The organism is Nocardia vulneris (assembly GCF_001613425.1).
Classification (GTDB): Bacteria; Actinomycetota; Actinomycetes; order Mycobacteriales; family Mycobacteriaceae; genus Nocardia; species Nocardia vulneris.
This window is the reverse complement of sequence record NZ_BDCI01000017.1, coordinates 37,776-60,285: the sequence shown is the minus strand read 5'-3', so window position 1 is coordinate 60,285 and position 22,510 is coordinate 37,776. Positions and strand designations below refer to the sequence as shown.

Here is a 22,510-nt window from a genome sequence, read left to right as displayed (position 1 = left end):
CGGCTAGTGCGCGTTCAATACGTCGAGGATGGCGGGGCGGGCGGCGGCCAGGGAATTCTGCCAGTAGGGCCAGGTGTGGGTGCCGTCCGTGATGTCGATGCGGGCAGGAATGTTCAGAGTTGCCAAGCGGTCTCGGAAGATTCGGGTCGCGGCGACGGTCATGGCTTCGAGGGCGATGCCGTTGAATGTGTCGGTGATGGCGTTGGGGGCGTCCAGCGGACCGGGCAGGCCGTTGCCGGTGGAGACGTAGATCGGGAGGCCGCGCAGTAGTTCGGCCTGGACGGTCGCGTCGTTGCGGAACCAAGCGGGAGTGCCTGCGGGGCCCCACATGTCGTCCACGTTGAAGCGGCCCTCATCGAGCATTGCGGCGCGCATCGCCTCGTTCCACAGCGGGAAGGTGGGATGCACGAAACCGGAAAAGGACCCGGCGAATTTGAATTGGTCACGGTGGTGTCCGGCCAGGGTGAGGGCGGCGTTGCCGCCCATGGAGGCGCCGACGATCGCATTGTTGGTTCGCGAAACACCGTAGCCCGCAAGGAAAGCGGGCAGCTCTCTGGTGAGGAAGGTCTCCCAGCGGTAGGTAGTCGGCTGGCTGTTGGTGCTGCTCGGCCGGTACCAGTCGGTGTAGAAGCTCGAGTGGCCGCCGACCGGGAACACCAGTGTGACGTTGTCGCCGGCGAATTGGCGCAGGGCGTCGGTGTCGGAGGTCCACTGGCTGTGATCGGCCGGTGCACGTAGGCCGTCGAGGAAGTAGAGCGCGGAGCTGCCGCCCCGCGACGCCCACTGCACCTGCACCTTGATAGGGCCCATGCTGGACGGCACGACCAGCTCTTGATAGCCGCCCGCGGGTGCACGCAGCACCGGTCCACGCACCGGTGCTGCCGAGGCCGTCGCACCGATCCCCGACACGAGGACAGCCGCAGCCAAAACAACGCCGGCCCGTCGGCGCCAACCCGGCACCTTCCCCCGACCCACCGAAAACACCACTATGCGTATACCTTTCAACTTCCCGCCCGCGACCCGACCGGCGAGGGACCCGAATTGGCCTGTCGCCCAGGCTAACTGTGCACCTTGCCAAGTCGCCAATTCCCAGGTGGGGGAAGGTCGGATCGGGAACGCGTACTCGAACGCAAGGGGGGTGGCGGCGCGCGGGTCGCGGGGTCGTCGGTGATCGTGACGTATGGCCCCAAGCCGGCGTCAGACCACATTGAGGCTGCTGCCGTCGCTGCTAGGCGTTAGTGCCGGTCCATCGGCATCGAGTAGGATGAATCAAGTATGACGCCAGAAGCTGAGCTGCTAGATGTCATCGTGAGATTTCGTCAGCAGGTTGACAGGTTATCGGTGTGGAAGGCGGGGCACGATCGCCTTCACGCGTTGCTTCGTATGGCCCTACTCCCACGAGCTGAATCGGCGCGTCGTGGACTAGAAGTTATGGATTTTCCGTGGGAATCCCTCGTGGAACTAATGGTGCGTTGGCATTTCGATCATCCTTTGGGGGACGAAATATGCCATGAGGCCGATGTTTACAAGGCACTTGAGCTCGCGACTCAATTTATGAGGCTGGATCCGCTTGAAACTGCAATACGAGCTGGCACATATAGGATTCGAAAAAATTCTGGCGCGTTTAAATTGAGCTACCAATGGGATATGGCACCCGAGGTTGCGGACATGTATCTTGAACGTAAACTTAGACCCTTTGAGATGCAACGTCCGTCATCGGCCGAGGTGGATTGGGCGTCATCTCAGAGCCGTGAACACCTTAATCGCTTTGTGCCGCCGGTCGAATTGCTAAGCGCTGCCTCATCACGTGCACTGTCTGCCATGACCAATTTCCGGGCCTACCGCCCAGAGGGCACCCTGCCAAACGACTTCGATCTCGGTGAGGGACTGACGGTCGAGGCAATGACCGCGGTAATAGCTACTTTGATGGGGATGGCGGAATTAGGTGAATTGGCGCATCGCAGGGTCGCATATCCAGGAACGATGATGTTTCACGCACTACGGACGGTGATCGTCGACCTGGTGAGTCAAATAAACCCCTCGCTATCTGAACGGATCATTGAAGTAGCCTTAGACCGATTGATGGTCGGCCCCCGGCGTTCGCTGAGGACATCGTTGCTGATACCGAATGGGGATTTCATTTCAATCCTCCCATTGCTGATGTTTCCGCGCGTCTTGGATGCATCTATGTTGCGCACCGCTGCATCTGATACATCTTTGTTTGGTCCAATAGGGAAGCGGCAAGGCGAGCGGGCTACTGCGTTGGCAGGATGGCTTCGCCTCATACCTGGCGTAAAAGTTTTAGAAGGATTGAAAATAAAGGATGAAAATAGAAAATTGTTAGGCGATCTGGATGTCGTTGCCGTCGATCCATTGCTTGGAAAAGGTGTGATATTGGAGGTCAAATGGCCTATCGAAGCCGTCACGATTTCTGATGTAAGGAGTACTGATAACTGGATAGTCAAAGGTGCCGAGCAGTTAGATGGGCTTCGTGAACGCGTCAGAGCTCGGGGTGAATTGGTCAAATTCCCTCCAGGTTGGCCATCGTTCGATTCGGTTGAGTGGGAGTGGTGTGTTTGCACCTCGGATCAACTCTCTCCTCGTCCTTTGTCTCATTCGGACATGATGGCGACCTCATTTCGATATCTAGCGAGCTTGGGGGCGGCATCAGATCTGAATGAGGTTATCGGAATTCTGCATTCGCCCGATTATCCCAAGAGGGGGCTTCATTTTGAAATCCGACCGACTAATTTCCGATTCGGGCGACATATATTTAACGTCGATTCAATCATTCTGTTGGACGTCGAATGGTCACCTGCGTTTCGCAGTGTAGAATAACGTTCTCTGCCCCTCAGTGCCATCCGATCTCATCGACTGCGCATTCTGCACATGTTGCGTGGGGTTGTTGGATCCTGACACGGGTAGAATCCGCGCTCATAAAAGCTATGCTGGCAAATGGCATTTTAGGTATCGACAATCAGTAATCGTTCGTGAACAAAGACTCCTATCGACTGGCTGCCCCGAATCAGGGAGGCGGACGCCAGGGGGAGGTTTACTATCGGCTCCCTGGCAGCAGCCCCCTTTTTCCTCTGTCAAGGCCCGCGTTACCTGGGGCATGAACAAGCAGCTATGAGCTGCGATCGAGCTGTCGTTACCAACTTTGAGCGTCTCACAGCGATCCTCACCTCTCCACTATCCGGCGATATGCTATGGCAATAGGCGCGCGGATTGTTCATCATGTGGTTCCGGCCTTCGCTCATTCGGGTGCTGCACAACCATCGCAGGCGGCGTATGGCATCGACGTGGTCGATATTTCGCAAACCAAACGGCCCGTGGCCGATTCATTTTCGGTGTTCACGTCGAAGGGCGGGTGGGAAACCGAGGTAACGCTGTCTCATCGGAGGCCTCGATAAAACTAACAATGCTACTTACTGACGCGGCACAATCCGAGAGTGGAAAGTTGAGCGCGTCGGGCATGGGGCGGGGTGGCAATCTCGACGCCTACCCCCGCTAATGGCCCTAGTAGTATTCACCGAGACGAATCCTGCTGAGCCTGCACGGGCTCAGCATGTCGTAAGTTGTTCGATCAGCGACCTGGATGGTCAGCTTGTGTTTATTGGCGAGCGTGCCGGTCCGATTGAGTTTCAAGCGACCGTTCGCTCCAGTCATCGGACTGATTTGGATTTCCCTGTTTTGCGTTCCGCTTTCACTGTGGATATAAGCCCGGGTATTCCCCTTTCTCCGGGGTCCATGCAAATGGAACACAATCGTTGAGCAGGAGGGTGTGACAGCATCTTCGGCCTTTGTCGTAACGGCTCAGCCTGGCGATAACGTCGTCGTACAAATATAATCCGCCTAATCGGCTCCTGTCTGCTGCATGTTTCCGGATCGCCGATCTTATTCGTCACCTGTCACGGGGTGAGATTGAACTGCGCGCGGGGCCACCCGTTGTCGTCGCGGCGCCCAGTTGCCTTGGAGATCCTCTGCCGAATATTCATATCGAGTGACTGAAGGTCGATAAAGGTCTGGTTACCGGGCGCTGAATCGATCGTCCAGCCTTCCAGCCAGAGTTCGGTTACGGCACATTCCTCCGGCTGCATAGGAGAGTTCTCCTCGCCCTGATGGTACACGATGTGCTGCGTAGCTTCGTCCGATAGGAGTGGAATCCCGACCATTGCCATTGAATACGGGTCAAGTTCTTCTAGGAAAGTACTGACATTCTTACTAATCGATCTGCAGTACGGATCGAACAATAAGTCGTGATCGCAGTTCGACCCGCCGAGTACTTCTAAATTGAATGCGATTGATTTCGCATAATTTGCTGCGAGTATTGGTTGTTCGGTAACTCTGGCGATGCACAGATCTGAGTACTGCACGAACTCGACAGAGATTATTTCTCGACGCAACCAGCGTCGCATTCGAGTTTCCAGCTGGGGCAGAATCTGAACACTGCTTGAGTCTTCTTCCCCGGCGGGGAAGAGTGACGATATCTCGGAGACGGTTCGGATTGCTGTTCGAATGTCTGTCCGGAAGAATTCTCTTCGCTTATTTGGCCGGACGTTGTCGAGTCTCGCATGAACGAGTCTTTCGACCTGTTCGACATCGGAAACGATGACGTCAAATACGACCTCGAAATCTTCCGGAACCCCTGTAGCGCCAGAGAGTTGCCGAGCACGCTCGTCAGAGGTGTTGATCGTCCTGCCGATCTTCACGTAACCCGGCATCGCCTTGTTCATCAAGACGTAGACGACACCCCGTCGGCCTGCGCGCTGATCGGGGCACCCTTGTTCAGCCATGACTCCGGACGCTACCTTCTGCATCCGACATACTGGGGGCTGGCTGGGGTCTGCCTGGGCGTTGGTTCGTGCGTTCGCGATACCGGACTCCTGAGGGCGGACTGGGACCCGCCCCAGGAGTACGCACCTGTTTCCCTTCCGACTGGCATATTCGAGGTTTTGTCTGTCTGCTGCAGGGGAGGTATCGCCGGTCACAGCGACCCGAGAATCACCGAGCCGTACCTGCACCCGGACAACGAGGCGCTGCAAGCCGACCGAGTCAGGTTGTCTATCCACCTGAAGCCCCGTCTGGTCCCAAAGCTCCGAGTCGTCAAATGACGAAACCCCTTCCGACCGAGGTCGGAAGGGGTTTCTCTCTGTCGGGCTGACAGGATTTGAACCTGCGACCACCTGACCCCCAGTCAGGTGCGCTACCAAGCTGCGCCACAGCCCGTTTGCGCTCATTGCTGCGCGCTCGAAGAGATTACCTCAGGGGCGGGCGGTGGAGCTAATCGGCTGGTAGACGGCGTGGCGCGGGGGTCGGAGTGTGATGGGGGTCGTCGGATTCGGGCGATTGATGACGGGTTGTCGGGGCATTCGGGATTCGGCACGGTCCGTGACAGGCACGGGTGCCGGAAGCGCGAAGGAGGCGGCGGTCATGCGTCGGGAGCGGCGGCTGGTTGAGGCGTTTGTGCAGCTGGCGGACTCACTGGTGGAGGAGTACGACCCGGTGGACGTCGTGCAGGGGCTGCTGGATCGGGCGGTGGACCTGCTGGCGGTCGATACCGCGGCGGTGCTGTTGGCGCGCGAGGACGGCGAGTTGCGGGTGCTGGCTTCCACGAGTGAGGCGACTCGATGGCTGGAGCTGCTACAGATCCAGGCGCAGGACGGGCCGTGCCTGCAGTGCTATCGGGCCAGTGAACGGGTGATCGCCGAGGATTTGGAGGCGGCCCAGGATCGTTGGCCCGCGTTCGCGAAACAGGCTCTGGTGGAGGGGTTCCGGTCGGTGTACGCATTGCCGATGCGGTTGCGCGCGGACCGGGTGGGGGCACTGAATCTGTTCAGCTACGGGGAGACACGGCTGTCGGAGGACGATCTGGTGGTGGGGCAGGCGATGGCCGATATCGCGAGCATCGCGATCCTGCGGGCGCGCCAGCTCGCCGACCACAAGACGGTGAACGGGCAGCTGCAGTCGGCGCTGCAGACCAGGATCGTGATCGAGCAGGCGAAGGGGATACTGGCCGCGCAGGGCGATCTGGATCCGGAGACGGCGTTCCACGCGTTGCGGGGCTACGCGCGTCACTCTCGCGGCCGGCTGCCGGATCTGGCGCGGGCGGTGGTGGAGCGGACGATCGATGCGCGCGTGATCCTCGCGCACAGCAACCACAGACCGGGATGACACTCGCCCGGGTGAATTTCCGCGCCTGCGTGCAGGATCGGGCACCGCGTGATCGGAACCACCGTATCGCTGTCGGCCGTGTTGGCTGACTCGTTGCTTGCCGACTCTCGGGCACGGATACGCTCAGGCGTTGACGATTGCCGAATCGGAGGCGAGGTGATGTGGTGGGCGAGGAGGTCGGCGGGCGGGTTTATCGCGGGCGCAGCGCTGACGAGCGGGCGTCCGAGCGTCGGCGGCGGATGCTGGACGCGGCGGTGGAGCTGTTCGGCGGACGCGGCTATCCCGGCACGTCCATCGGCGAATTGTGCACGGCGGCACGGGTTTCGTATCGCTCCTTCTATGAAGAGTTCGGTGCGCTCGACCAGTTGCTGATCGCGGCGGTGGACGAGTTCGACGCGCGCGCGGCGGAACGGGTGGTCGCGGCCCTGGTCGAAACCGACGAGGCCGATTTCGCGACGCGCGCCGCGGTGACGTTCCGGGCGTTCTTGGCGGCGACGTGCCCGAATCGGAAGGCGGCGCGGATGTGTTTCGTCGAGATCGTGCGGGTCGCCGATACCGTCGAGATCTGGCGTAGGGAGCGGCGCAGGCGATTTGCCCGGTTGTTCGTGTCGCAGGCCGAGATCGCGGCCGAGCGCGGCGAGATCGCGTCACGGCCGTTCGCGTTCGCGGCGATCGCGACCATGGGTGCGGTGATCTACGCGATCCAGGAGTGGGTGAACGCCGAGCCGGTGTTCGCCGAATTCGTCGGCGCCGACACCGAGGAACTCGCCGACCAGCTCGCCCGGATCTACCTCGACGCGGTGGGCCCGCTGCTGCCGTGACTCAGGCGGCGCGCTGCCGTCGATCGATCGACCGTGCCCATCGGGTGATGGGCCGGTCGAGGTAGCGAAAGATGGCTGCCGCGAGCGTGATCGAGAGCACGAGACAGACCGCGGACCAGGCGAGCCAACCCCGGATGTCGTAGCGATGACCGCTCATCCAGGTCCGGGTGACGGTCACCATGATCGGATACTGCACCAGGTAGAAGGCGAACGAGAGATCGCCGAGCCAGACCAGTGGACGGCTCGCGTTGAGGCCGCGGTAGCCGGCCGTATCGCGGCAGCATGCGGTGGCGATGACGTACGCGGCGGGCAGGATGATCGGCACCGAAAGCTTGAAGTTCAACGGCACCACCCAGGTGAGCGCGTACCCGGCGGCCAACAGCAGCAAGGGGTATCGGTATCGAGTCGCGGTGAAGCGGCCGACCATGACGAGTTTGGCAGTGAGCGCACCGATGTAGAACTCGAGCAGGCGGCTGGGCGGGAAGTTGTAGCTCAGCCAGTACGACGGTGTGACGGGGATGGCATCCTGGGCGAACCATGCCGGCGCGGAATGTATCTCGTGCTCCGGTGTCACCTCGCCGGGCAGCAGGCGGGGCACGAAGATGTTCGTCACGCCTTTCGGCCCGTCCGCGAAAAGATAGAAGGCGCAGTGCAACGCGACGATCACCAGGAAGACCGCGATCAGGCCGGGCAGGATCTGGTTGTCGCGGAGCCGGTCGACGTACGGTGCGAGGACCGGAAAGGAAAGGTAGAACAGGACTTCCGCGACCAGCGACCACGAGGGCACATTGAGTCCGCCCAGTGCCGTCCAGCCGGGCACCCAGGTGTGGATCAGCAGGAGGTTCGGCAGCCAGACCACCGCTCTGGCGAGTGGCACCGGTGCCACGACGAGCAAGAACACCAGCGCGAGGACATGTGTCGGATAGATCTTCAGAAACCTGCGGCGCAGAAAGGATTTGGCGCTGTCGCCCGGTCGGCGGTTCCAGTAGAGGATGAACCCCGACAGCACGAAGAAGAACGTCACGCCCGCCGCGCCGAGCTGCATCGGCAGCACCGCATGGATGCGCCGGAAGGTCTCGCTGTGCTGGAACGGATACGCGGGCAGGAAAACCACGGCGTGCAGCGCGAACACCGCCGACGCCGCCCACCAGCGCATGCCGGTGAGGGAGGGGAGCTGGGCGGGTCGTCGCGCGGCAAGGCCTACGGGCGCGCGGGTCTCCTCGATCGTCACGTCAGCCCGAGCATCTGCCGTATCCCCGCGGCGGTCGCGGCGTCGCCGCGCCGGGAGGGATGGCCGGGGATGCCGAATAACTCGGCGCGGGGATCGCCGATTCCGTTGAGCCACGGCTCCGTTGCGCACATCCCGTGACCGCGATAGGCCGCCGCGGTATCGAAGTACTCGATGTCGAGCGCGGCCGCAGCACCCGCGGTGGCTGCGCGCAATGCCGCGAGATAGGCCGCGAGTCCCGCCGCCCGCGGTTGCGTCACCGTGCCGAGGCCGAACAGCCCGAGGCAGGCCGTTGTGCTGGTGGGCTCGAAGAATTCGGGGTAGCCGACCAGGGCGATACGCGCGTGCGGAGCGTAGTAGCGGACGTATTCGATGACCCGGGCGATGCGGGCGGCATAGCTCTCCGGAGTGATCCGGCTCAGGTCCGGTAGCCGGCCCTGTCCGGCGGCATCGGGCTCGCATCCCTGCAGCAGGTTGATCGCGCAGCGCAGCACCACGTTCAACGCGACGACGTCGTTGTCGCCCCAGATGTCGTTGAGTCCGAACTGAAGCAGGACGGCCTCGGTCCCGGTGCCGAAGGCCGCGGCATCGGCGGCTTTTCGCGCCTGGTGGGCGAGATTCCAGCCGGTGCCGGTATCGAGCGCGGCCCCGGCGCAAGACACGTCGACCATGGTCGCGCCGGTCGTCTGTGCCAGCTGATTGGGCCAGGACCGGGGGTTCCGGTCGCACTGGTTCGAGTGCTGGTCCGTCCCTATCGAATTCGAGGCGAACGAATCGCCGAGCACCACGATCCGTGCACCGCCGGGTACCGGCGCGGCACTGGCGGTGGCGGCGTGCGCGATTGCGCACAGCGTCGCGGTGGCGGCGATGCAGAGGCGGGCGATCATCGAGTTCGGTTGCACTGGTTCCTCTCCTGCTCGGGGCGGGGCCGGAGTCAGTACCCGGGCCGCGGGGCGAAACCCGGGTCCGGAAGTTCCGGCGGTGCTTGCGGTTGCGGCGGTCGCGGGGCCTCGCTGACCGGTGGCCGGTACGTCGGCGGCGTGACCGTGCTCGGAACCGGGAAAGTAGTGGTAGGCGACGGTATCGGCACGGTGCTGGGCGGGGGCGGCACCTCGGTTGACGGCGCGGGGACCGAGGTCGGCGCACCACGGCTGGTGGTCGCGGCAGGGGTGGGTGCGGACGTGTCGTTCGAACAAGCCGTGAGCAGCCAGCTGCTCGCGAGCAGGGTGCCCGCCGTCAGCGCGGCGGCGATCCGGGGTGCGTTCATCGAGAGATCCTTTCCGGCAGCGCGCCCATCCCCGAATGGGTTTTCGCGATTACCGAGTGTGGAGATTTGCCATCAAGCAACTGATAGGTGAAATTACCAGATATGTTACAACGCTGCCAGAAAGTAGCTGAGGAAGAGTGACTTGCGTCACAACCGATGTAGTTACTGTTCAACTATGCCGTGAGCGATGGTTGCGGATGGGTCACGAGAAGGCCATAGATCTGATAATCTGCCTTATCATTTCATTCTGGTCGCCGACGATCCGCCGGTGACCGCGAGAAAATGAGGTACCCATGTGGCGCAACGTTGCTACCCATGAACCCGGCTCCGGCCGTCGACGCATGACCCTGGCCGCGCTGCTCTGCGTGGCCGTCCTGGCGTCGGCACCGGCCCTCGGACACGCCGCCCCCGCGCTGCGGGACGTGCCGATCGCGCCGTTGCCGGTACTGGTCCTGCCTCCGGAGTTGGACCCCTTCTACAAGGCGCCGGCGAACGTCATCGCCGACACCCCGCCGGGCGGCATCATCAAGGCCAGGATGATCACGCCCGCTCTGCTGTCGCTCGTTCCGTTCAACATCGACGCGTGGCAATTGCTGTATCGCACCAACGACAGTCACGGAAATCCGATCGCGACGGTGACCACTGTCGTCAAGCCGCGTGGTCCGGCACCGGCGGAAGGCTTCAAGCTGCTGTCCTATCAGGTCGCCGAGGACTCCACGGCGCAGTACTGCGCGATGTCGTATGTGGTGCAACAGGGTTCGATACCCGTCGACTATGTGAACTCGGCGGAGGTGTCGCTGGCGATCGCCCTGGGGATCTCGCAGGGATGGGTGGTGTCGATCCCGGACTATCAGGGGCCGGGGTCCGCCTACGGCGCGGCGATTCTGGGTGGTCAGGCCACCCTCGACGGCATCAGGGCGACGCAGAACTTCATCCCCGCGCAGCTGACGCCGGACGCGCGAGTGGGAGTGATGGGCTACTCGGGTGGTTCGATCCCGACGGGCTGGGTCGCCGAGAACCACGGCGAGTACGCCCCGGAGATCAATATCGTCGGCGTCACCATGGGCGGCGTCGCGATGGCCGACCTACGAGCGGTGCTGCGCTCCAACAACTTCAACCTGGGTGCGGGACTGATCGGGGCCGCGCTGCGGGGTTTCGCGACGGAATATCCGGAGGTGCAGCATGTGCTCGACACCAGATACGACTGGTTCGGCCGCTTCATGACCTCGATCAAGGGAATGCTCTGTCACACACAGGGTTCCGCGTTCTTCCCGTGGTGGAACTATCTGGGGTCCTACACCGGCCCCGGTGACGTGCTGGACATCCCGGAGCTGAGCACCGCCATCACCGCGCAGGAATTGGGCAAACGCGATCCGGATGTGCCGATGTACATCTATCAAGCCCAGAACGACGAGTTCATCCCGAGCCCGGGCGTAGATCGGTTGGTGGACAAGTACTGCCGCAATCCCGAGGTCTCGCTCGGCTACACCCGGGAGTTCTTCGCCGAACACGTCGTCGGTATCCCGGGCTGGTTGCCGAAGGGCTACCAGTTCATCATCGACCGGCTGAACGACGTTCCGGTGCACCCGGGTTGCGCGATCGACAGCCCGTTCTCCACGTTCACCGACGGTGATTTCATCGCGCTGCTCGCCGAGACGTGGCCCGCCATCGCCGGTTTGGTCACGGGCCTGCCCGTCGGCGCGGGCACCCACCCGTAAGGTGTTCAGCTGTGCAGGGTTTGGCTCGGATGCTGCCCGTAGACGCGCTTGTACTCGATCGCGAATCGTCCCGAATGAGTGAAGCCCCACTGGTAGGCGACGGTGGTCACCGTGACGTGCTCGCCGGGGAGTGCGGCGCGCAGTTGCTCGTGTGCCGCGGCCAGGCGCAGCCGGCGCAGCAGCGCCAGCGGGGTGGTGTCGAGATGCTTGCGGAAGGCCAACTGCAGCGCGCGCACGGAGACGAATGCGGCCGTCGCGATATCGGCGACGGCGATGTCCTCGGCGAGATGCGTTTCGATATAGGCGACGGCGCGGCGCACCACATCCGGGTGGGCGTCACGCCGGTCCGTCGCGGTCGGATCGGTGACCACCGTGGTGGGCAGCGTGTCCAGCACGGTCGCGGCCAGATAGTCGGTGAGCGTGGCCGCGACGAGCGCGCTCGGGGGAGCGGCGGAGTCCGCGGCGACCTCTTGCAGATGTTCGATCGCGCGGTTCAGCCGCCGGGTCGCCGCCGCGCCGGTGGGCTTGTGGCCGGTGAAGCGGACGGGCTCGCCGAGCGGATCGCACACCCGGGACAGCAGCGCCGGGGCGAACATCGTGATGCTGTAGCGGGCGGTGCGGATCGTCCCGCGGTACGGCAGGTCCGGCGGGGTCAGCAGGCCGACCTCACCCGGTCGGAACACGTCCGTGCCCACGTCGCGATAGGTTTCCTCGATCGCGCCGGTCTGCACCGCGCACAGGCACACCCGCTCCAGCGGATCGGCGTCGTAGCTCATGTCGAAACCGAGATCCAGCTGATCCAGGCTCACGGCGCCGAGCATGTCGCGCCGGATCTGCGCCGACGCATCCTGCGGGCTGCCGTTGCCGATGCTCATGGTCGTGTAGGCGCTGTTCAGGAATTCCTCGATCGCGCCTAGGTTGTGGCTGTCGAAAGACAGAGTGCGCACGGTGCATCCTCGTTCCTTGTCGGCACTGCCTGGGAACGAACACCGTGGTCGAATCGAGGTGCCGCTCGTTCCGTCCGGCGTGTCGCCGTGACGTTCCGTCCGGCGTTACCCAGAAGTGGGCGGCTCAAACAGGAACTGGACATGCCCGGCGCGACCGCAGCGACCCGGACTTCGTCGGTGCGGTCGCGCCGGACAGGAGACGGACTAGGACTGGCTCGCGAGCACGTGACGGTTGTAGCCGGTGACCGGTTCGCGCAGCGCGTTCGCCGCCGCGGTGTGCAGGCACGATTTGATGTGTCCGAGCACCGGTCCGCTGGTGTGGGCCAGCCCTTCGGCGTACCGGATCGCGGCGGGCAGGACGGCGTCGTCATCGGCGACGGCGTCGACCAGACCGGCGGCGAGCGCGTCGGGTCCGTTGTAGCGCTGGCCGGAGACCAGCGCATGATGGGCCAGATGCGCGGGCAACCGTGACTGCACCAGCTCGACCGATGCCGGGGCGTAGTCGGCGCCGAGGGTCACGCCGGGGAAACAGAAATAGCCGCGGTCGCTGCGCATGATGCGCCGATCGTGGGCGACGGCGAAGAAGGCGCCGGCGCCGAAAACGTGGCCGTTCACCGCGGCAACCGTAGGAATGGGCAGCGTGAGGATGCGGGCGAGCAGGCGTTGCAGGTCGGTGAGATAGGCGTCGATCTCGTCGGGATGTGCCGCGGCCCAGGCCAGGTCGGCACCGGTCGAGTAGAACTTCCCGGTACCGGTGGTGACCAGGGCGGCGGGCCCGCCGGTGGTGGTGGCCTCGTCGAGGATCGCGTCCAGCGCCGCGATCCATTCGGGATTGAATCTGTTCTCCGTGTCCCGTTCATCCCTGTTGCCCAGATGCGCGATGAACACCGGTCCTTCTCGTCGCAGATACGGCATCCGGGCAACATAGCGCCTCACCTCGTGCGCACGACGCTGACACACCACGCGGCGCACTCGAGGCGCATCGCGGCGGGGGACAATCACAGCAGCGGGCCGGGTGCACTGCGAACATTGGTGACAGTCGGCGCCACGGTGACGGCGCACGCGCTGACCTGATTCCGAACAGCGAGGAGAATCCGATGAGTTTGCCCGCACCCACACCCACCGCTCGCGCGGTCGTCACGGGGGCGTCCTCCGGTATCGGCGAAGCGCTCGCGGAAGGTTTGGCCCGGCAAGGCCATTCGCTGATCCTGGTGGCGCGGCGTGCGGATCGGCTGCGTGCCCTCGCCGACCGGCTGTCGGGCAGCTATCGGGTCGAGGCCGAGATCCGCGCCGTCGACCTGTCCGACCGGGACGCCCGCGCGAAACTGTGCGCGGAGCTGTCCGAACGCGAGATCACGGTGCTGTGCAACAACGCCGGCTTCGCCACCTATGGTGAACTCGCGCAAGCCGATCCGGCCCGGGAGCGGCAGCAGGTGGAATTGAACTGCGTCGCGGTGCACGACCTCACGCTCGCCGTGCTGCCCGGCATGGTGCGCCGGGACGCGGGCGCGATCCTCATCACCGGATCCACCGCGGGTAACCAGCCCGGGCCCGGTAACGCCACCTACGCGGCGGGCAAAGCGTTCGCCAACACCCTGGCCGAATCGTTGCACGGTGAGCTGGCGGGCACCGGTGTGCGGTGCACACTGCTCGCGCCCGGCCCGGTCCGTACCGAGTACGCGGCGGTGGCGGAGGTGCCGAAGCTGGACACGATGCTGCCCGCGCTGTGCTGGGTGAGTGCGGAACAGGCTGCCGCCGAGGCGCTTTCGGGTATGGCCGACGGCCGACGCCGGGTCGTGCCAGGCGTCTTCGCGAAGGTGCAGACCATCGGTGGTCAGTACACGCCGCGCGCGTTGATCAGCCCGATCGTGCGCGCGGTCTACCGGAGGGTCCAGTGAGGTGAACTGAAACCTGCTGGCAGCTAGGCCGATACGGCTCCGCCCTAGGCGATGCCTTCGGCCAGCCGTATCCCGTTGAGGAACGAGCCTTGGTCGAAGTGCGCCTGCAGGTTGGGGTGGAAGGGAAAGAACGGTTCGCCGGGGTCGGCTAGTCCGGTCCAGTGGGTGGCGGGGGCACAGAGGTCGCGGCCGATGCCGACCGGTCGCAGGGACCAGAAACCGATGCCGATCTGATCGGCGGCCGCGCTCATCGCGTTCTCGATGTTGTCGGTCAGCTTGTGCGCGTACGCGGTTCGGTATTGCGGCCACTGGAAGCGCAGGCCGAAGACGGAGAAACAGGTGAACGGGACACCCGGCGGCGGGTTCTGGTCCTCGTAGCCGACCAGGCGGATCTGCGCGTGGGGTGCGGCGGCGCGGATGGCGCCGATCATGTCGCCGCGGCTGCCCGCGGTGAGCCGGTGGGCCAGGTTGGCTCCGGTGATCGCGTCGGCGTCGATGTAGTGGTCGGGATCGGTGCGGTAGTCGCAGCCGCGCACGATATCGGTGAGGCACATGGCGAGCGTGTAGGCGTAGTTGGATACCTGGCCGGGGTGCCAGACGTCGTTGGCCGAGATTTGAATGGTCACCAATCGCGTTGCGGGGCCGAGCATGCCGTCCTGCACGGATTGGTCGATCTGGGTGCGCAGGTTGTTCACGGGCTCGGTATCGGTGGTGGCGGACTGGCAGGCGTAGTCGGCCCAGTCTCCGGTCTGTGGTGCGCCGAGCCCCCACTGCGCGGCCATGATCGAGGGCCAGCCGAAGTTGCTGCGCGCACAGGCCAGCGGATTGGGCGCCGGCACGGTCTTCGGCTGCTGCTGGTACGCGGGCAGACCGAACACACCGCCGCCACCACCGTGCGGCGCCACGGTCATGCTGTCCCCGAAGGCCACATAGCGGACGCCGGGTTCGGTCGCGGTCGCGGCCGGCGCCAGGCACAACGTCGCCATCGCTATCGCGGTGGCGACAACCGAACTGATTCGCAAAACCTTCATCGGTGTCGTCCTCTTTCTCGAATGGTCCGGCCGAGCCGGATGTTTCGCGCGCAGGGTCAACAGCTCTGCTGATCGGGCCCGGCGCCTGGTAGCACCGTCACCGCGACCTGTCCGGCGCCAGGACAGGACGCGATCCGAAGCCGCGTCGCGTCCGGCTCGGAAACCTTTGTGCCACCGTCGATGCGCAAGTGGTAGCCCGTGCGGTATTGCCGCTGCGGCACCGCGATGACCGTTTCGGCGCCGTCGCCGAAGACCCCGCCGGTGACCCGCGCGGTGCGCCACGAGTAGGTGAACACGCCTGTGCCGCGGTCGAAGCGCCAGGGCCCGGGTGTGCCCGCGGTGAGTTGCGGGTAGGGGCGGGCCAGCACGTCGAGATTCGCTTCGCGAACGTTGCCGGGGGTGCGCGGGGCGTGACCGTTGGTCACGATGGCCTGTGCGTCAGCGTCTTTGGATACGGTGGCCGGGTCACCACCGAAATACGTCCAGTGCAGCCAGCTGTTCTGGTTGCGGTCGAAGATCTCCGCGGTCTCGCTCAGCGCGTCGGCCGCGCCTGTCGCACCGAACTCCGTGACGACCGTCGGCACGTCGGCTACCGCCGAATACTCCGCCGCGCGAGCGACGCTCGCCTCCCACTGCGGCGCGCAACCCAGTCCGCCGCCGCCCTGCAGTGCGGCGACCACGCAGTAGGAGTTGAAGCCGTACACGACGTTCGGGTCCGGCGGCGGGCCCAGGTCGGGCCGCGTGCCGTAGTTGGCGGTGATCAACGGTGCCACCCACACCGGAGTGGCGGGGTCGCCCTGCCGGATCGCAGCTGTGGCGTCCCGGTTGAGCGCGCGCACGTGTTCGACCGTCACCGCTGGGCAGGCATCGGCCAGGCACGGCAGGAACGCCGCGCCCGCGGGCGGCTGGTTCAGCGGGCCGTAGCCGATCAAACCCGGTGTGCCCGCGAAGAATCCGGCCACGTGGGTCCACATCCGCAGAAACCTGTCCCGGATGCCGATACCGCCGGGGCCGGGCCGATTGGCATAGAAATTGTCGGTGGCGCGCCAATAGGCGCTATTCGACAGGTTCGCGGCCACCAGATCGCTTGCACCGCTGGGCAATCCGTCGTCGATCGACGCCCAGTCCGGTGCGCCGTCCCCGCCGTATCGCGCCGACCAGATGTCCTGGTGGAACTCCAGTTCGGTCACGATGCCGTGCGCGTGCAGCAGATCGACGGTGCGCGCGATATCGGCGAGATAGGTGTCGTCGTACTGGCCGGCGACCGGCTCGACGGCGGCCCAGAAGAGGGCGAGCCGGACCGCGTCGAAGCCCTCGCGCGCGAGCAGTTCGGCATCTTCGGCACCGAACCCCGCGGCGGAAGGGAGATATGGCGCACGTTTGTCGGCAATGTTCTCGCCGTGCAGCACCACGACCCGCCCGGTGCTGTCGATCAGCCATTTGCCAGAAGATTGCGCCGGAAGTCCGATTTCTCCGGAATCCGAGCCGTTTGCCGAAGCTGGGGTTGCACCGATCGTCATGCTAAGGGCCATCAAAACTGTTGATGTGCACAAACTAATCGCGCTAAGCCGATGTTCTCCCCAGAAGCTCATGGTCCACAACGTAGCACTCGACCTAAGCTGCAATAGTGATAGCTATAGGTTAGCTTGAGTCATGACCAAGATCCTGGCATTCACTTCACCGGCCAAGGGCCACCTCTATCCGATAGCTCCGGTCCTGGCAGAACTGGTGAAGCGGGGACACGACGTCACCGTGATGACGCTCCCGGGAAGTGAGAAAGCTCTCGATCCGCTGGGTATCGACGTGATCGAGCTGCCCGCGCGGTTGGCGCAGGACACGCTCGATGATTGGGCGGCTACCTCCAAGATCGGCGCGTTGCGGGCCGCCGTGCGTGCCCTGGTGGCGCGGATCCCGGACGAGATCGCGGCCATTCGCGGCGCGGTGCGCGCCGAACGTCCGGACGCGCTGCTGGTCGATGTGACGACGGTGGGCGCGCAGACCTACGCCGCGGCGAGCGGGCTGCCGTGGGCCTCGTGGGCGCCGATGCTGCTGCCGATCCGGTCGCGGGAGGTGCCGCCGTTCGGGCCCGGGCTGCACCCCATGTCCGGACCACTCGGGCGGTTGCGTGACGGGGGTGTCCAGTGGGTGTTGAACCGGCTGTGGGACGACATGCTGCCCGCGCTCAACGACGCGCGGCGACAGTACGGATTGGCCGCGCTGGACCATGCGCTCGACTACCTGGAACAGCCGCCGCTGCTGTTGAACTTCACCGCGCCGCCGTTCGACGACGAGCGCAGCGACTGGCCCGCGTCGGTGCGGCAGATCGGTCCCGGCCTCTGGGCTCCCGCGGGTGAGCGTCCGGGGTGGCTCGACGAGATCGATCGGCCACTGGCCCTGGTCACCTGCTCCACCGAATTCCAGGACGACGGGCAACTGGCGCAGGCCGCGATGGACGCGCTCGCGGACAGCGAGGTGTTCACGGTGGTCACCACTGGCGCGATCGACCCGGGGACCTTTCGGGCGCCACCGAACGCGCGGGTCGAATCCTTTCTGCCGCATCACTTGTTGCTCGATCGCGCGGCCGTCGTCGTGTCGCACGGCGGGATGGGCATCACGCAGAAGGCGCTCGCCGCGGGCGTGCCGGTGTGCGTCGTGCCGTTCGGGCGGGATCAATCCGAAGTCGCGCGCCGCGTGGTGACGAACGCGGCAGGCACCTGGGTGCCGAAGAAGCGGATGAGCGTGTCGAATCTGCGGACCGCGATCGATCGGGCGCAGACCTGCCGGGCCGGGGCGGAACGGGTCGCGGCGGGTTTCGCGGCGGCGGGCGGCACCGCGCACGGCGCAGATCTGCTCGAACGGCAACTTTTCCGCGCCGGAAATCGAAGCGCCGCACCGCGATCCGTACCGCGAGTCGTGCGACGGACGGAAAGCGGGACGTTTCCGGCGATCACGCCCGGCGAGATGGCGCCGCTGGTGCGCGGTGACGGCGAGGACGCCCGCAGGCTCACCTAGCCGGGTTCAGCCGGATCTCGATATCGTCCGAGGATGGCTCCGGCACGGGTTCGGTGGTGATCCGGACCCGCAGGGGGCGGCCGGTCTCCGCATCGACGAAGGTCAGCGGCGGGCGGCCGTCTTGCAGGTACTTGTCGCCCCACTGCACCAGTGACAGGAACACCGGCAGCATGTCCTCACCGGACGTGGTCAGGCGGTACTCGTCGTGGATGCGTTTTCCGGGCTCCCGGTAGGGCACGCGGGCGACGATGCCCGCGCCCTCCAGCTGTTTGAGCGCCCGGGACACTGCCGGGGCGGAGGTGTCGATGCGGTGCACGAAATCCTCGAACCGCGTTGTGCCGTAGAAGCATTCGCGGATCACGAGGAACACCGTCCTGGTGCTGAGCAGGCGCAGGACGCGTTCGGCCGAACAGCCTGCGCCGATCGACCATGCGTCGCGGTCGCGCAACCGGGGTTCGAACTCCATCGCCACCCGGTCAGTATAACTAACGCTTGCGTTAGTCAGTGATGCTGTGCTTCCATCTAACTAACGACATCGTTACTGAGATGGAGGATGCATGGTGGCGATAGCAGGCAAGGTGGCTGTGGTGACCGGCGGCCGGCGCGGGCTCGGCGCGGCACTGGTCGACGAACTGCTGGCGCGTGGGGCGCGCAAGGTGTACTCCACCGCGCGCTCGGCGTACTCGGACGATCGTCCGCAGGTGGTCACCGCCGAACTCGAGGTTCGTTCCGCCGACTCGGTCGCGGCGCTGGCGGAACTCGCCGCCGATGCCGAGATCGTGTTCAACAACGCCGGGATCTTGCTCCCCGCCGCCTTGTCGACGGGCGAGTTCGACAGTGTCACCGAGACATTCGATGTCAACGTGTTCGGGCCGCTGCGCGTGGCGCGGGCGTTCGCGCCGATCCTGGCCGCGAACGGCGGTGGGGCGCTGGTGAACATGCACTCGGTGCTGTCCTGGCTGGCGGGCAGTGGTGCGTACGGGGCCTCCAAGGCGGCGGCGTGGTCGGTCACCAATTCGCTGCGAGTCGAGTTGGCGCGGCAGGGGACTCAGGTCGTCGGGGTGCACGTGGGCTTCATCGATACCGACATGGTCGCCGCCGTCGCGCAGCCCAAGGCCACGCCTGCCGAGATCGCCGCGCGGATCCTCGACGGCGTGGCGGCGGGGGACGCCGAAGTGCTCGCCGACGCCGTCACCGTGGAGGTCAAGGCGGCGCTGTCCGGTCCGGTCGAGCGGTTGACCTTCGCGGTCGCCCGCTGAACTCACCTAGGAGTACGAAAAGTCATGCCCCTGTGGACAATCCATCATACGCCCGGCGTTTTCGGTGACGACGAGAAACACCAGTTGGCCATGCGTATCGCCGACCACTACGAAAAGGTCGGCCTGCCGAGGTTCTACGTCGTCACCGTCTTCCAGGAAACCCGCCCTGAGAACTTCTACGTCGGCGGCGAACCCACCCCGGCCGGCGTGCGCGTCGTCATCGACCACATCGCCCGCCGCAACCCCGACCAGGAAAGCCGCCGCCGCACCGCCCAATGGATCAAGACGATCCTGCACCCCCACCTGACCCGGCACCCGAATCTGCACTGGGAGTTCCACGCCGACGAAACCAGCGAAGACCTCTGGATGATCAACGGCCTGGTCCCCCCACCCGGCGGCTCCGACACCGAAAAGCTCTGGGCCGAACAGAATTCAGCACTCCCATACTGAGCCGACCCCCGGGCACCCTGCCCCGAACCGCCTTCCGCCGGTGTCGACTCGGCTCGACGGTAGACGCCAGGTACCGTTCGTCTGCACGAACTTCAGGCCGTGACGGGGAGGGTGAGCGGTGACGCAGGAAGTCGGTGGGCGCCATTTCAGGCCGCCGGAGGACTCGCAGAAGATCAGCAAGGAAGATATCGCCAGAATGAAGGCGGGGTTCGCCGAGTTCGATCGACAGGCGGGCCGCCGGCACGGTTACTATCACGACGAGGATGTGCTTCCGCCCGGTGCCGGGGCGCTGACGGGGCTACCCCGCCGAGTGTACGGCGATCGGTCGGTGGCGCCGTGGCCGGGCAGTGCGGACGAGCGCGCGGCATCAGCCGCCCGAGCCGCGGCCGAGCGCAGGCATCAGGACCAGATTCGAATCGCGTTGCAATGGGCCGATATACCGGCGGCACTCCGGGCCGGGTACGACGAAACCGGGGTATGGGAGCTCGCGCGGAAGAACGCATCATCACTGTCGGACCTCGACGATTTGACCGAGTATCTCAATGCCGCAAGGCTTCCGGCGCGACCCGGCGTGGCCTGGGACCGACAGGCGGTGCACGAGGTCATCGGCCTGCTGTGGCCGCAGGAGCGAGCGGGCGCGTGGCCGCGCGCGGAGTGGGGCACCTATCCCGGGTATTTGGGGCCGTTGCGGGACAAGCCTGGGTTCGTCACCCAGTTCTCGGTTACCGCCGCCCAGCGGGCTCAGTTCCGTTGCCTGCGCTGCGGTGCGCGGTGGCCCGCCGGCTGGCCCGGTGCCGGCGACGGATTCAAGGACATGCGTTGTCCGGACTGTGCGGTCCCGGGCGGCGGCAGCTGTGCCCGCGACACCGAGCACAGCATCATCGACCTGCATTGGCTGACAGACCGTTTCGCGCCGCGGGCGGTGGGACCGTGCGCTGAGTGCGGCACGCCGCGCGAGCTGGTGCCGTGCGGCTACAGCGGTCCGGAGCGAGTGCTGTACTGGACTTGCCCGAACGGCGACGCTTTACGCCGCGACGAGCACTTCCGGACGGCACTCGAACGCGCGGAGTGGGAATCGACGGCTGCCCATCACGCCTACTGGCTGGCGGTCGACATGCTCCGGTTGGCGTACTACAGCGGAGAGGTCACGCACCTGCCGTTCGGTGCCACCTACGACACCCGTGACGGCAGCAACGAACGGTGGGTCTTCGGCCCGAGCGGTTGGAATCCGGCGCCCGGAAGCGTTCGCGGCCAGGACGATACGCGTCCGTAGGCATTCGCCGAGCGCGTGCGCGGGGGTTGATTTATGACTGACTGGTCATTCATAATAAGTCGGTGCCGAAGAGAGTTGATCGGGTTGCGCGGCAGGAGGAGATCCTCGACGCCGCTGTTCGGGTGTTCGCGCGCAAGGGGTTCGCGGCGGCGCGGATCGAGGATGTCGCGGCGGCGGCCGGCATCGCGAAGGGCAGTGTGTATCTGTACTTCGACAGCCGGGATGCGTTGCTGTCCGGCGTTTTCGAGAGTTATTCGGCGCGGGCCGCGAAGGTGCTCGGCGACCTCGGCGCGGGGAGCGGGCTGACGCGATTGGCGCGGTTGGTGCGCGGCATCGTGGAGCTGCTCGCCGCGCATCCGGAGCACGCGCGCGTGCTCCTGGACGTATGGGCCTCGAATCCGCCGCTCGACCTGGCCGCCATGTATCGCGAATACCGCGACGCCGTCGCCGATCTCCTCGCTCAGGCGCAGGCCGAAGGCGAGCTCCGCGACGGCATCGACACCCGGCACGCCGCGGTGATCGTCGGCGCGATCGAAGGCTGCCTGGTGCAGACGCTGGCCGACCCGCAAGTCGCGCTGCGTGAGCTGGCCGACCCGCTCGTGCAGCTCTGTGTGGAAGGAATCCGGAAATGACCACGCTCACCGATCGATTGATCGCACCGAACGCGACCCACGGCGAGGTCACCACCGCATTCGCGGCGGCATTCGCCGGTGCGGCAACAGCTTTCGCGCTGAGTCTGCACGCCGACCTGGCGGTGTGGCGAGCCGCGATCGTCGCCCTGGTCGCCTTCGACATGTTCGGCGGCGCCGTCGTCAATGCGACGGACTCGGCGAAACGCTGGTACCACCGGCCCGGCCGGACCACCGCCCACCACCTCGGCTTCGTCGCGATCCACCTCCAGCCATTCATCTTGGCCGCGGTGGTGCCGGGGTTCACCTGGCCGAGTGCGGTGGTGATCTACGCGCTCGCGCTGATCGGCGCGGTCGCGGTAACGATCTCGCCGGACGCGCTGCGTCGTCCGATCGCGTTCGGCGTCACGGCCTTCGCGATCGTCGGCGTCGCCAGTATGCTGACCGTGCCGCATGCGCTGGCGTGGTTCGCTCCGGTGCTGCTGATCAAGTTGCTGCTCGCGCATCTGCTGCCCGAAAAAGCCCGGTGAGGTCGCCGGCACGGACGGGTGCCACGGTAAGCTTCCCGGTCTGAGGTCGGTGGCGCGGCGCTTATCGCACCGCAGCGTAATTTCTCGATCATCTTCGCGTAAACTCGGATTGCCGTCCGGTCGGCACGCTTCTACCGTCGTTACATGGCCGACTTGCCATCAGTGGAGGTGACAGCGACCGGTGGTCGCGTAACTGCTCGCACATTCCGGTGAGTCCGCTGTACCGGCATGGTCTGCGCTGACGGGATGTGAGGGATTCGAGTGGCACCGCAG

At 65.2% G+C, this 22,510-nt stretch carries 21 protein-coding genes and 1 tRNA gene; 11 read left to right on the top strand and 11 right to left on the bottom strand.

Annotated elements, in window-relative coordinates; all coding sequences use genetic code 11:
• Window positions 1-3: 3 nt before the first annotated feature.
• The gene (locus tag NVU01S_RS17985) at window positions 4-987 is read right to left on the bottom strand and encodes an alpha/beta hydrolase (protein WP_082032030.1); all 984 of its coding nucleotides are present in this window, start codon (window positions 985-987) and stop codon (window positions 4-6) included.
• 288 nt (window positions 988-1,275) lie between these two features.
• On the opposite strand from NVU01S_RS17985, the gene NVU01S_RS43420 reads away from it, so the two are divergent.
• Complete coding sequence (locus NVU01S_RS43420) at window positions 1,276-2,838, top strand: hypothetical protein (RefSeq protein WP_156161567.1); 1,563 nt, start codon at window positions 1,276-1,278, stop codon at window positions 2,836-2,838.
• 1,073 nt (window positions 2,839-3,911) lie between these two features.
• Here the strand turns inward: NVU01S_RS43420 and NVU01S_RS42515 are convergent.
• Together NVU01S_RS42515 and NVU01S_RS17970 are read right to left on the bottom strand one after the other, a co-directional pair.
• Window positions 3,912-4,796, bottom strand: coding sequence for a GIY-YIG nuclease family protein (locus NVU01S_RS42515; RefSeq protein ID WP_167829380.1), 885 nt, complete (start codon window positions 4,794-4,796; stop codon window positions 3,912-3,914).
• A gap of 359 nt (window positions 4,797-5,155) precedes the next feature.
• Window positions 5,156-5,229 (bottom strand) — tRNA-Pro (locus tag NVU01S_RS17970).
• Window positions 5,230-5,325: 96 nt separating this feature from the next.
• Here NVU01S_RS17970 and NVU01S_RS17965 point away from each other — a divergent pair.
• Together NVU01S_RS17965 and NVU01S_RS17960 are read left to right on the top strand one after the other, a co-directional pair.
• On the top strand, window positions 5,326-6,174 hold the full coding sequence (locus tag NVU01S_RS17965) for a GAF and ANTAR domain-containing protein (RefSeq protein ID WP_244467229.1): 849 nt from the start codon (window positions 5,326-5,328) through the stop codon (window positions 6,172-6,174).
• A gap of 164 nt (window positions 6,175-6,338) precedes the next feature.
• A complete protein-coding gene (locus NVU01S_RS17960) occupies window positions 6,339-6,995 on the top strand; it encodes a TetR/AcrR family transcriptional regulator (RefSeq protein WP_052280566.1) in 657 nt (218 codons plus the stop codon).
• Between the two features lies 1 nt (window position 6,996).
• Here the strand turns inward: NVU01S_RS17960 and NVU01S_RS17955 are convergent, their stop codons facing one another.
• The 3 genes from NVU01S_RS17955 to NVU01S_RS17945 are packed head-to-tail and all read right to left on the bottom strand — an operon-like array spanning window position 6,997 to window position 9,490.
• On the bottom strand, window positions 6,997-8,226 hold the full coding sequence (locus NVU01S_RS17955) for an acyltransferase family protein (protein ID WP_043670094.1): 1,230 nt from the start codon (window positions 8,224-8,226) through the stop codon (window positions 6,997-6,999).
• Window positions 8,223-9,125, bottom strand: a complete 903-nt coding sequence (locus NVU01S_RS17950) for an SGNH/GDSL hydrolase family protein (RefSeq protein WP_156161566.1) — start codon at window positions 9,123-9,125, stop codon at window positions 8,223-8,225. The genes NVU01S_RS17955 and NVU01S_RS17950 overlap by 4 nt, the downstream gene beginning before the upstream one ends.
• Before the next feature lie 32 nt (window positions 9,126-9,157).
• Complete coding sequence (locus NVU01S_RS17945; protein WP_043670089.1) at window positions 9,158-9,490, bottom strand: hypothetical protein; 333 nt, start codon at window positions 9,488-9,490, stop codon at window positions 9,158-9,160.
• Window positions 9,491-9,783: 293 nt separating this feature from the next.
• Here NVU01S_RS17945 and NVU01S_RS17940 point away from each other — a divergent pair, with 293 nt between their 5' ends.
• On the top strand, window positions 9,784-11,208 hold the full coding sequence (locus tag NVU01S_RS17940) for a lipase family protein (RefSeq protein WP_244467228.1): 1,425 nt from the start codon (window positions 9,784-9,786) through the stop codon (window positions 11,206-11,208).
• 5 nt (window positions 11,209-11,213) lie between these two features.
• On the opposite strand, the gene NVU01S_RS17935 is transcribed toward NVU01S_RS17940, so the two are convergent.
• Both NVU01S_RS17935 and NVU01S_RS17930 read right to left on the bottom strand, forming a co-directional pair.
• On the bottom strand, window positions 11,214-12,155 hold the full coding sequence (locus NVU01S_RS17935; RefSeq protein WP_043670083.1) for a helix-turn-helix transcriptional regulator: 942 nt from the start codon (window positions 12,153-12,155) through the stop codon (window positions 11,214-11,216).
• 204 nt (window positions 12,156-12,359) lie between these two features.
• The gene (locus NVU01S_RS17930) at window positions 12,360-13,070 is read right to left on the bottom strand and encodes an enoyl-CoA hydratase/isomerase family protein (protein WP_043670080.1); all 711 of its coding nucleotides are present in this window, start codon (window positions 13,068-13,070) and stop codon (window positions 12,360-12,362) included.
• A gap of 182 nt (window positions 13,071-13,252) precedes the next feature.
• Here NVU01S_RS17930 and NVU01S_RS17925 point away from each other — a divergent pair, with 182 nt between their 5' ends.
• The gene (locus NVU01S_RS17925) at window positions 13,253-14,053 is read left to right on the top strand and encodes an SDR family NAD(P)-dependent oxidoreductase (protein WP_043670076.1); all 801 of its coding nucleotides are present in this window, start codon (window positions 13,253-13,255) and stop codon (window positions 14,051-14,053) included.
• Window positions 14,054-14,097: 44 nt separating this feature from the next.
• On the opposite strand, the gene NVU01S_RS17920 is transcribed toward NVU01S_RS17925, so the two are convergent.
• Both NVU01S_RS17920 and NVU01S_RS17915 read right to left on the bottom strand, forming a co-directional pair.
• Window positions 14,098-15,084, bottom strand: coding sequence for an SGNH/GDSL hydrolase family protein (locus tag NVU01S_RS17920; protein WP_043670072.1), 987 nt, complete (start codon window positions 15,082-15,084; stop codon window positions 14,098-14,100).
• Window positions 15,085-15,140: 56 nt separating this feature from the next.
• On the bottom strand, window positions 15,141-16,604 hold the full coding sequence (locus tag NVU01S_RS17915; RefSeq protein WP_167829379.1) for a cellulase family glycosylhydrolase: 1,464 nt from the start codon (window positions 16,602-16,604) through the stop codon (window positions 15,141-15,143).
• A 133-nt stretch (window positions 16,605-16,737) separates the two neighbouring features.
• Between NVU01S_RS17915 and NVU01S_RS17910 the strand changes: the two genes are divergently transcribed.
• On the top strand, window positions 16,738-18,096 hold the full coding sequence (locus NVU01S_RS17910; RefSeq protein ID WP_052280565.1) for a glycosyltransferase: 1,359 nt from the start codon (window positions 16,738-16,740) through the stop codon (window positions 18,094-18,096).
• Here the strand turns inward: NVU01S_RS17910 and NVU01S_RS17905 are convergent.
• Window positions 18,089-18,562, bottom strand: a complete 474-nt coding sequence (locus tag NVU01S_RS17905) for a winged helix-turn-helix transcriptional regulator (RefSeq protein WP_043670066.1) — start codon at window positions 18,560-18,562, stop codon at window positions 18,089-18,091. The two genes, NVU01S_RS17910 and NVU01S_RS17905, sit on opposite strands and share 8 nt — an antisense overlap.
• A gap of 91 nt (window positions 18,563-18,653) precedes the next feature.
• On the opposite strand from NVU01S_RS17905, the gene NVU01S_RS17900 reads away from it, so the two are divergent.
• The 5 genes from NVU01S_RS17900 to NVU01S_RS17880 all read left to right on the top strand — a co-directional run bounded on the left by NVU01S_RS17900 (window position 18,654) and on the right by NVU01S_RS17880 (window position 22,237).
• On the top strand, window positions 18,654-19,355 hold the full coding sequence (locus NVU01S_RS17900) for an SDR family oxidoreductase (RefSeq protein WP_043670063.1): 702 nt from the start codon (window positions 18,654-18,656) through the stop codon (window positions 19,353-19,355).
• A 24-nt stretch (window positions 19,356-19,379) separates the two neighbouring features.
• Window positions 19,380-19,805 (top strand): tautomerase family protein, encoded by a 426-nt coding sequence (locus tag NVU01S_RS17895; RefSeq protein ID WP_043670060.1) that lies wholly within the window; start codon window positions 19,380-19,382, stop codon window positions 19,803-19,805.
• A 118-nt stretch (window positions 19,806-19,923) separates the two neighbouring features.
• Window positions 19,924-21,078 (top strand): hypothetical protein, encoded by a 1,155-nt coding sequence (locus NVU01S_RS17890; protein WP_244467227.1) that lies wholly within the window; start codon window positions 19,924-19,926, stop codon window positions 21,076-21,078.
• A 62-nt stretch (window positions 21,079-21,140) separates the two neighbouring features.
• Window positions 21,141-21,710, top strand: coding sequence for a TetR/AcrR family transcriptional regulator (locus tag NVU01S_RS17885; protein WP_043670057.1), 570 nt, complete (start codon window positions 21,141-21,143; stop codon window positions 21,708-21,710).
• Window positions 21,707-22,237, top strand: coding sequence for a hypothetical protein (locus tag NVU01S_RS17880; RefSeq protein WP_052280564.1), 531 nt, complete (start codon window positions 21,707-21,709; stop codon window positions 22,235-22,237). The genes NVU01S_RS17885 and NVU01S_RS17880 overlap by 4 nt, the downstream gene beginning before the upstream one ends.
• Window positions 22,238-22,510 lie beyond the last annotated feature (273 nt).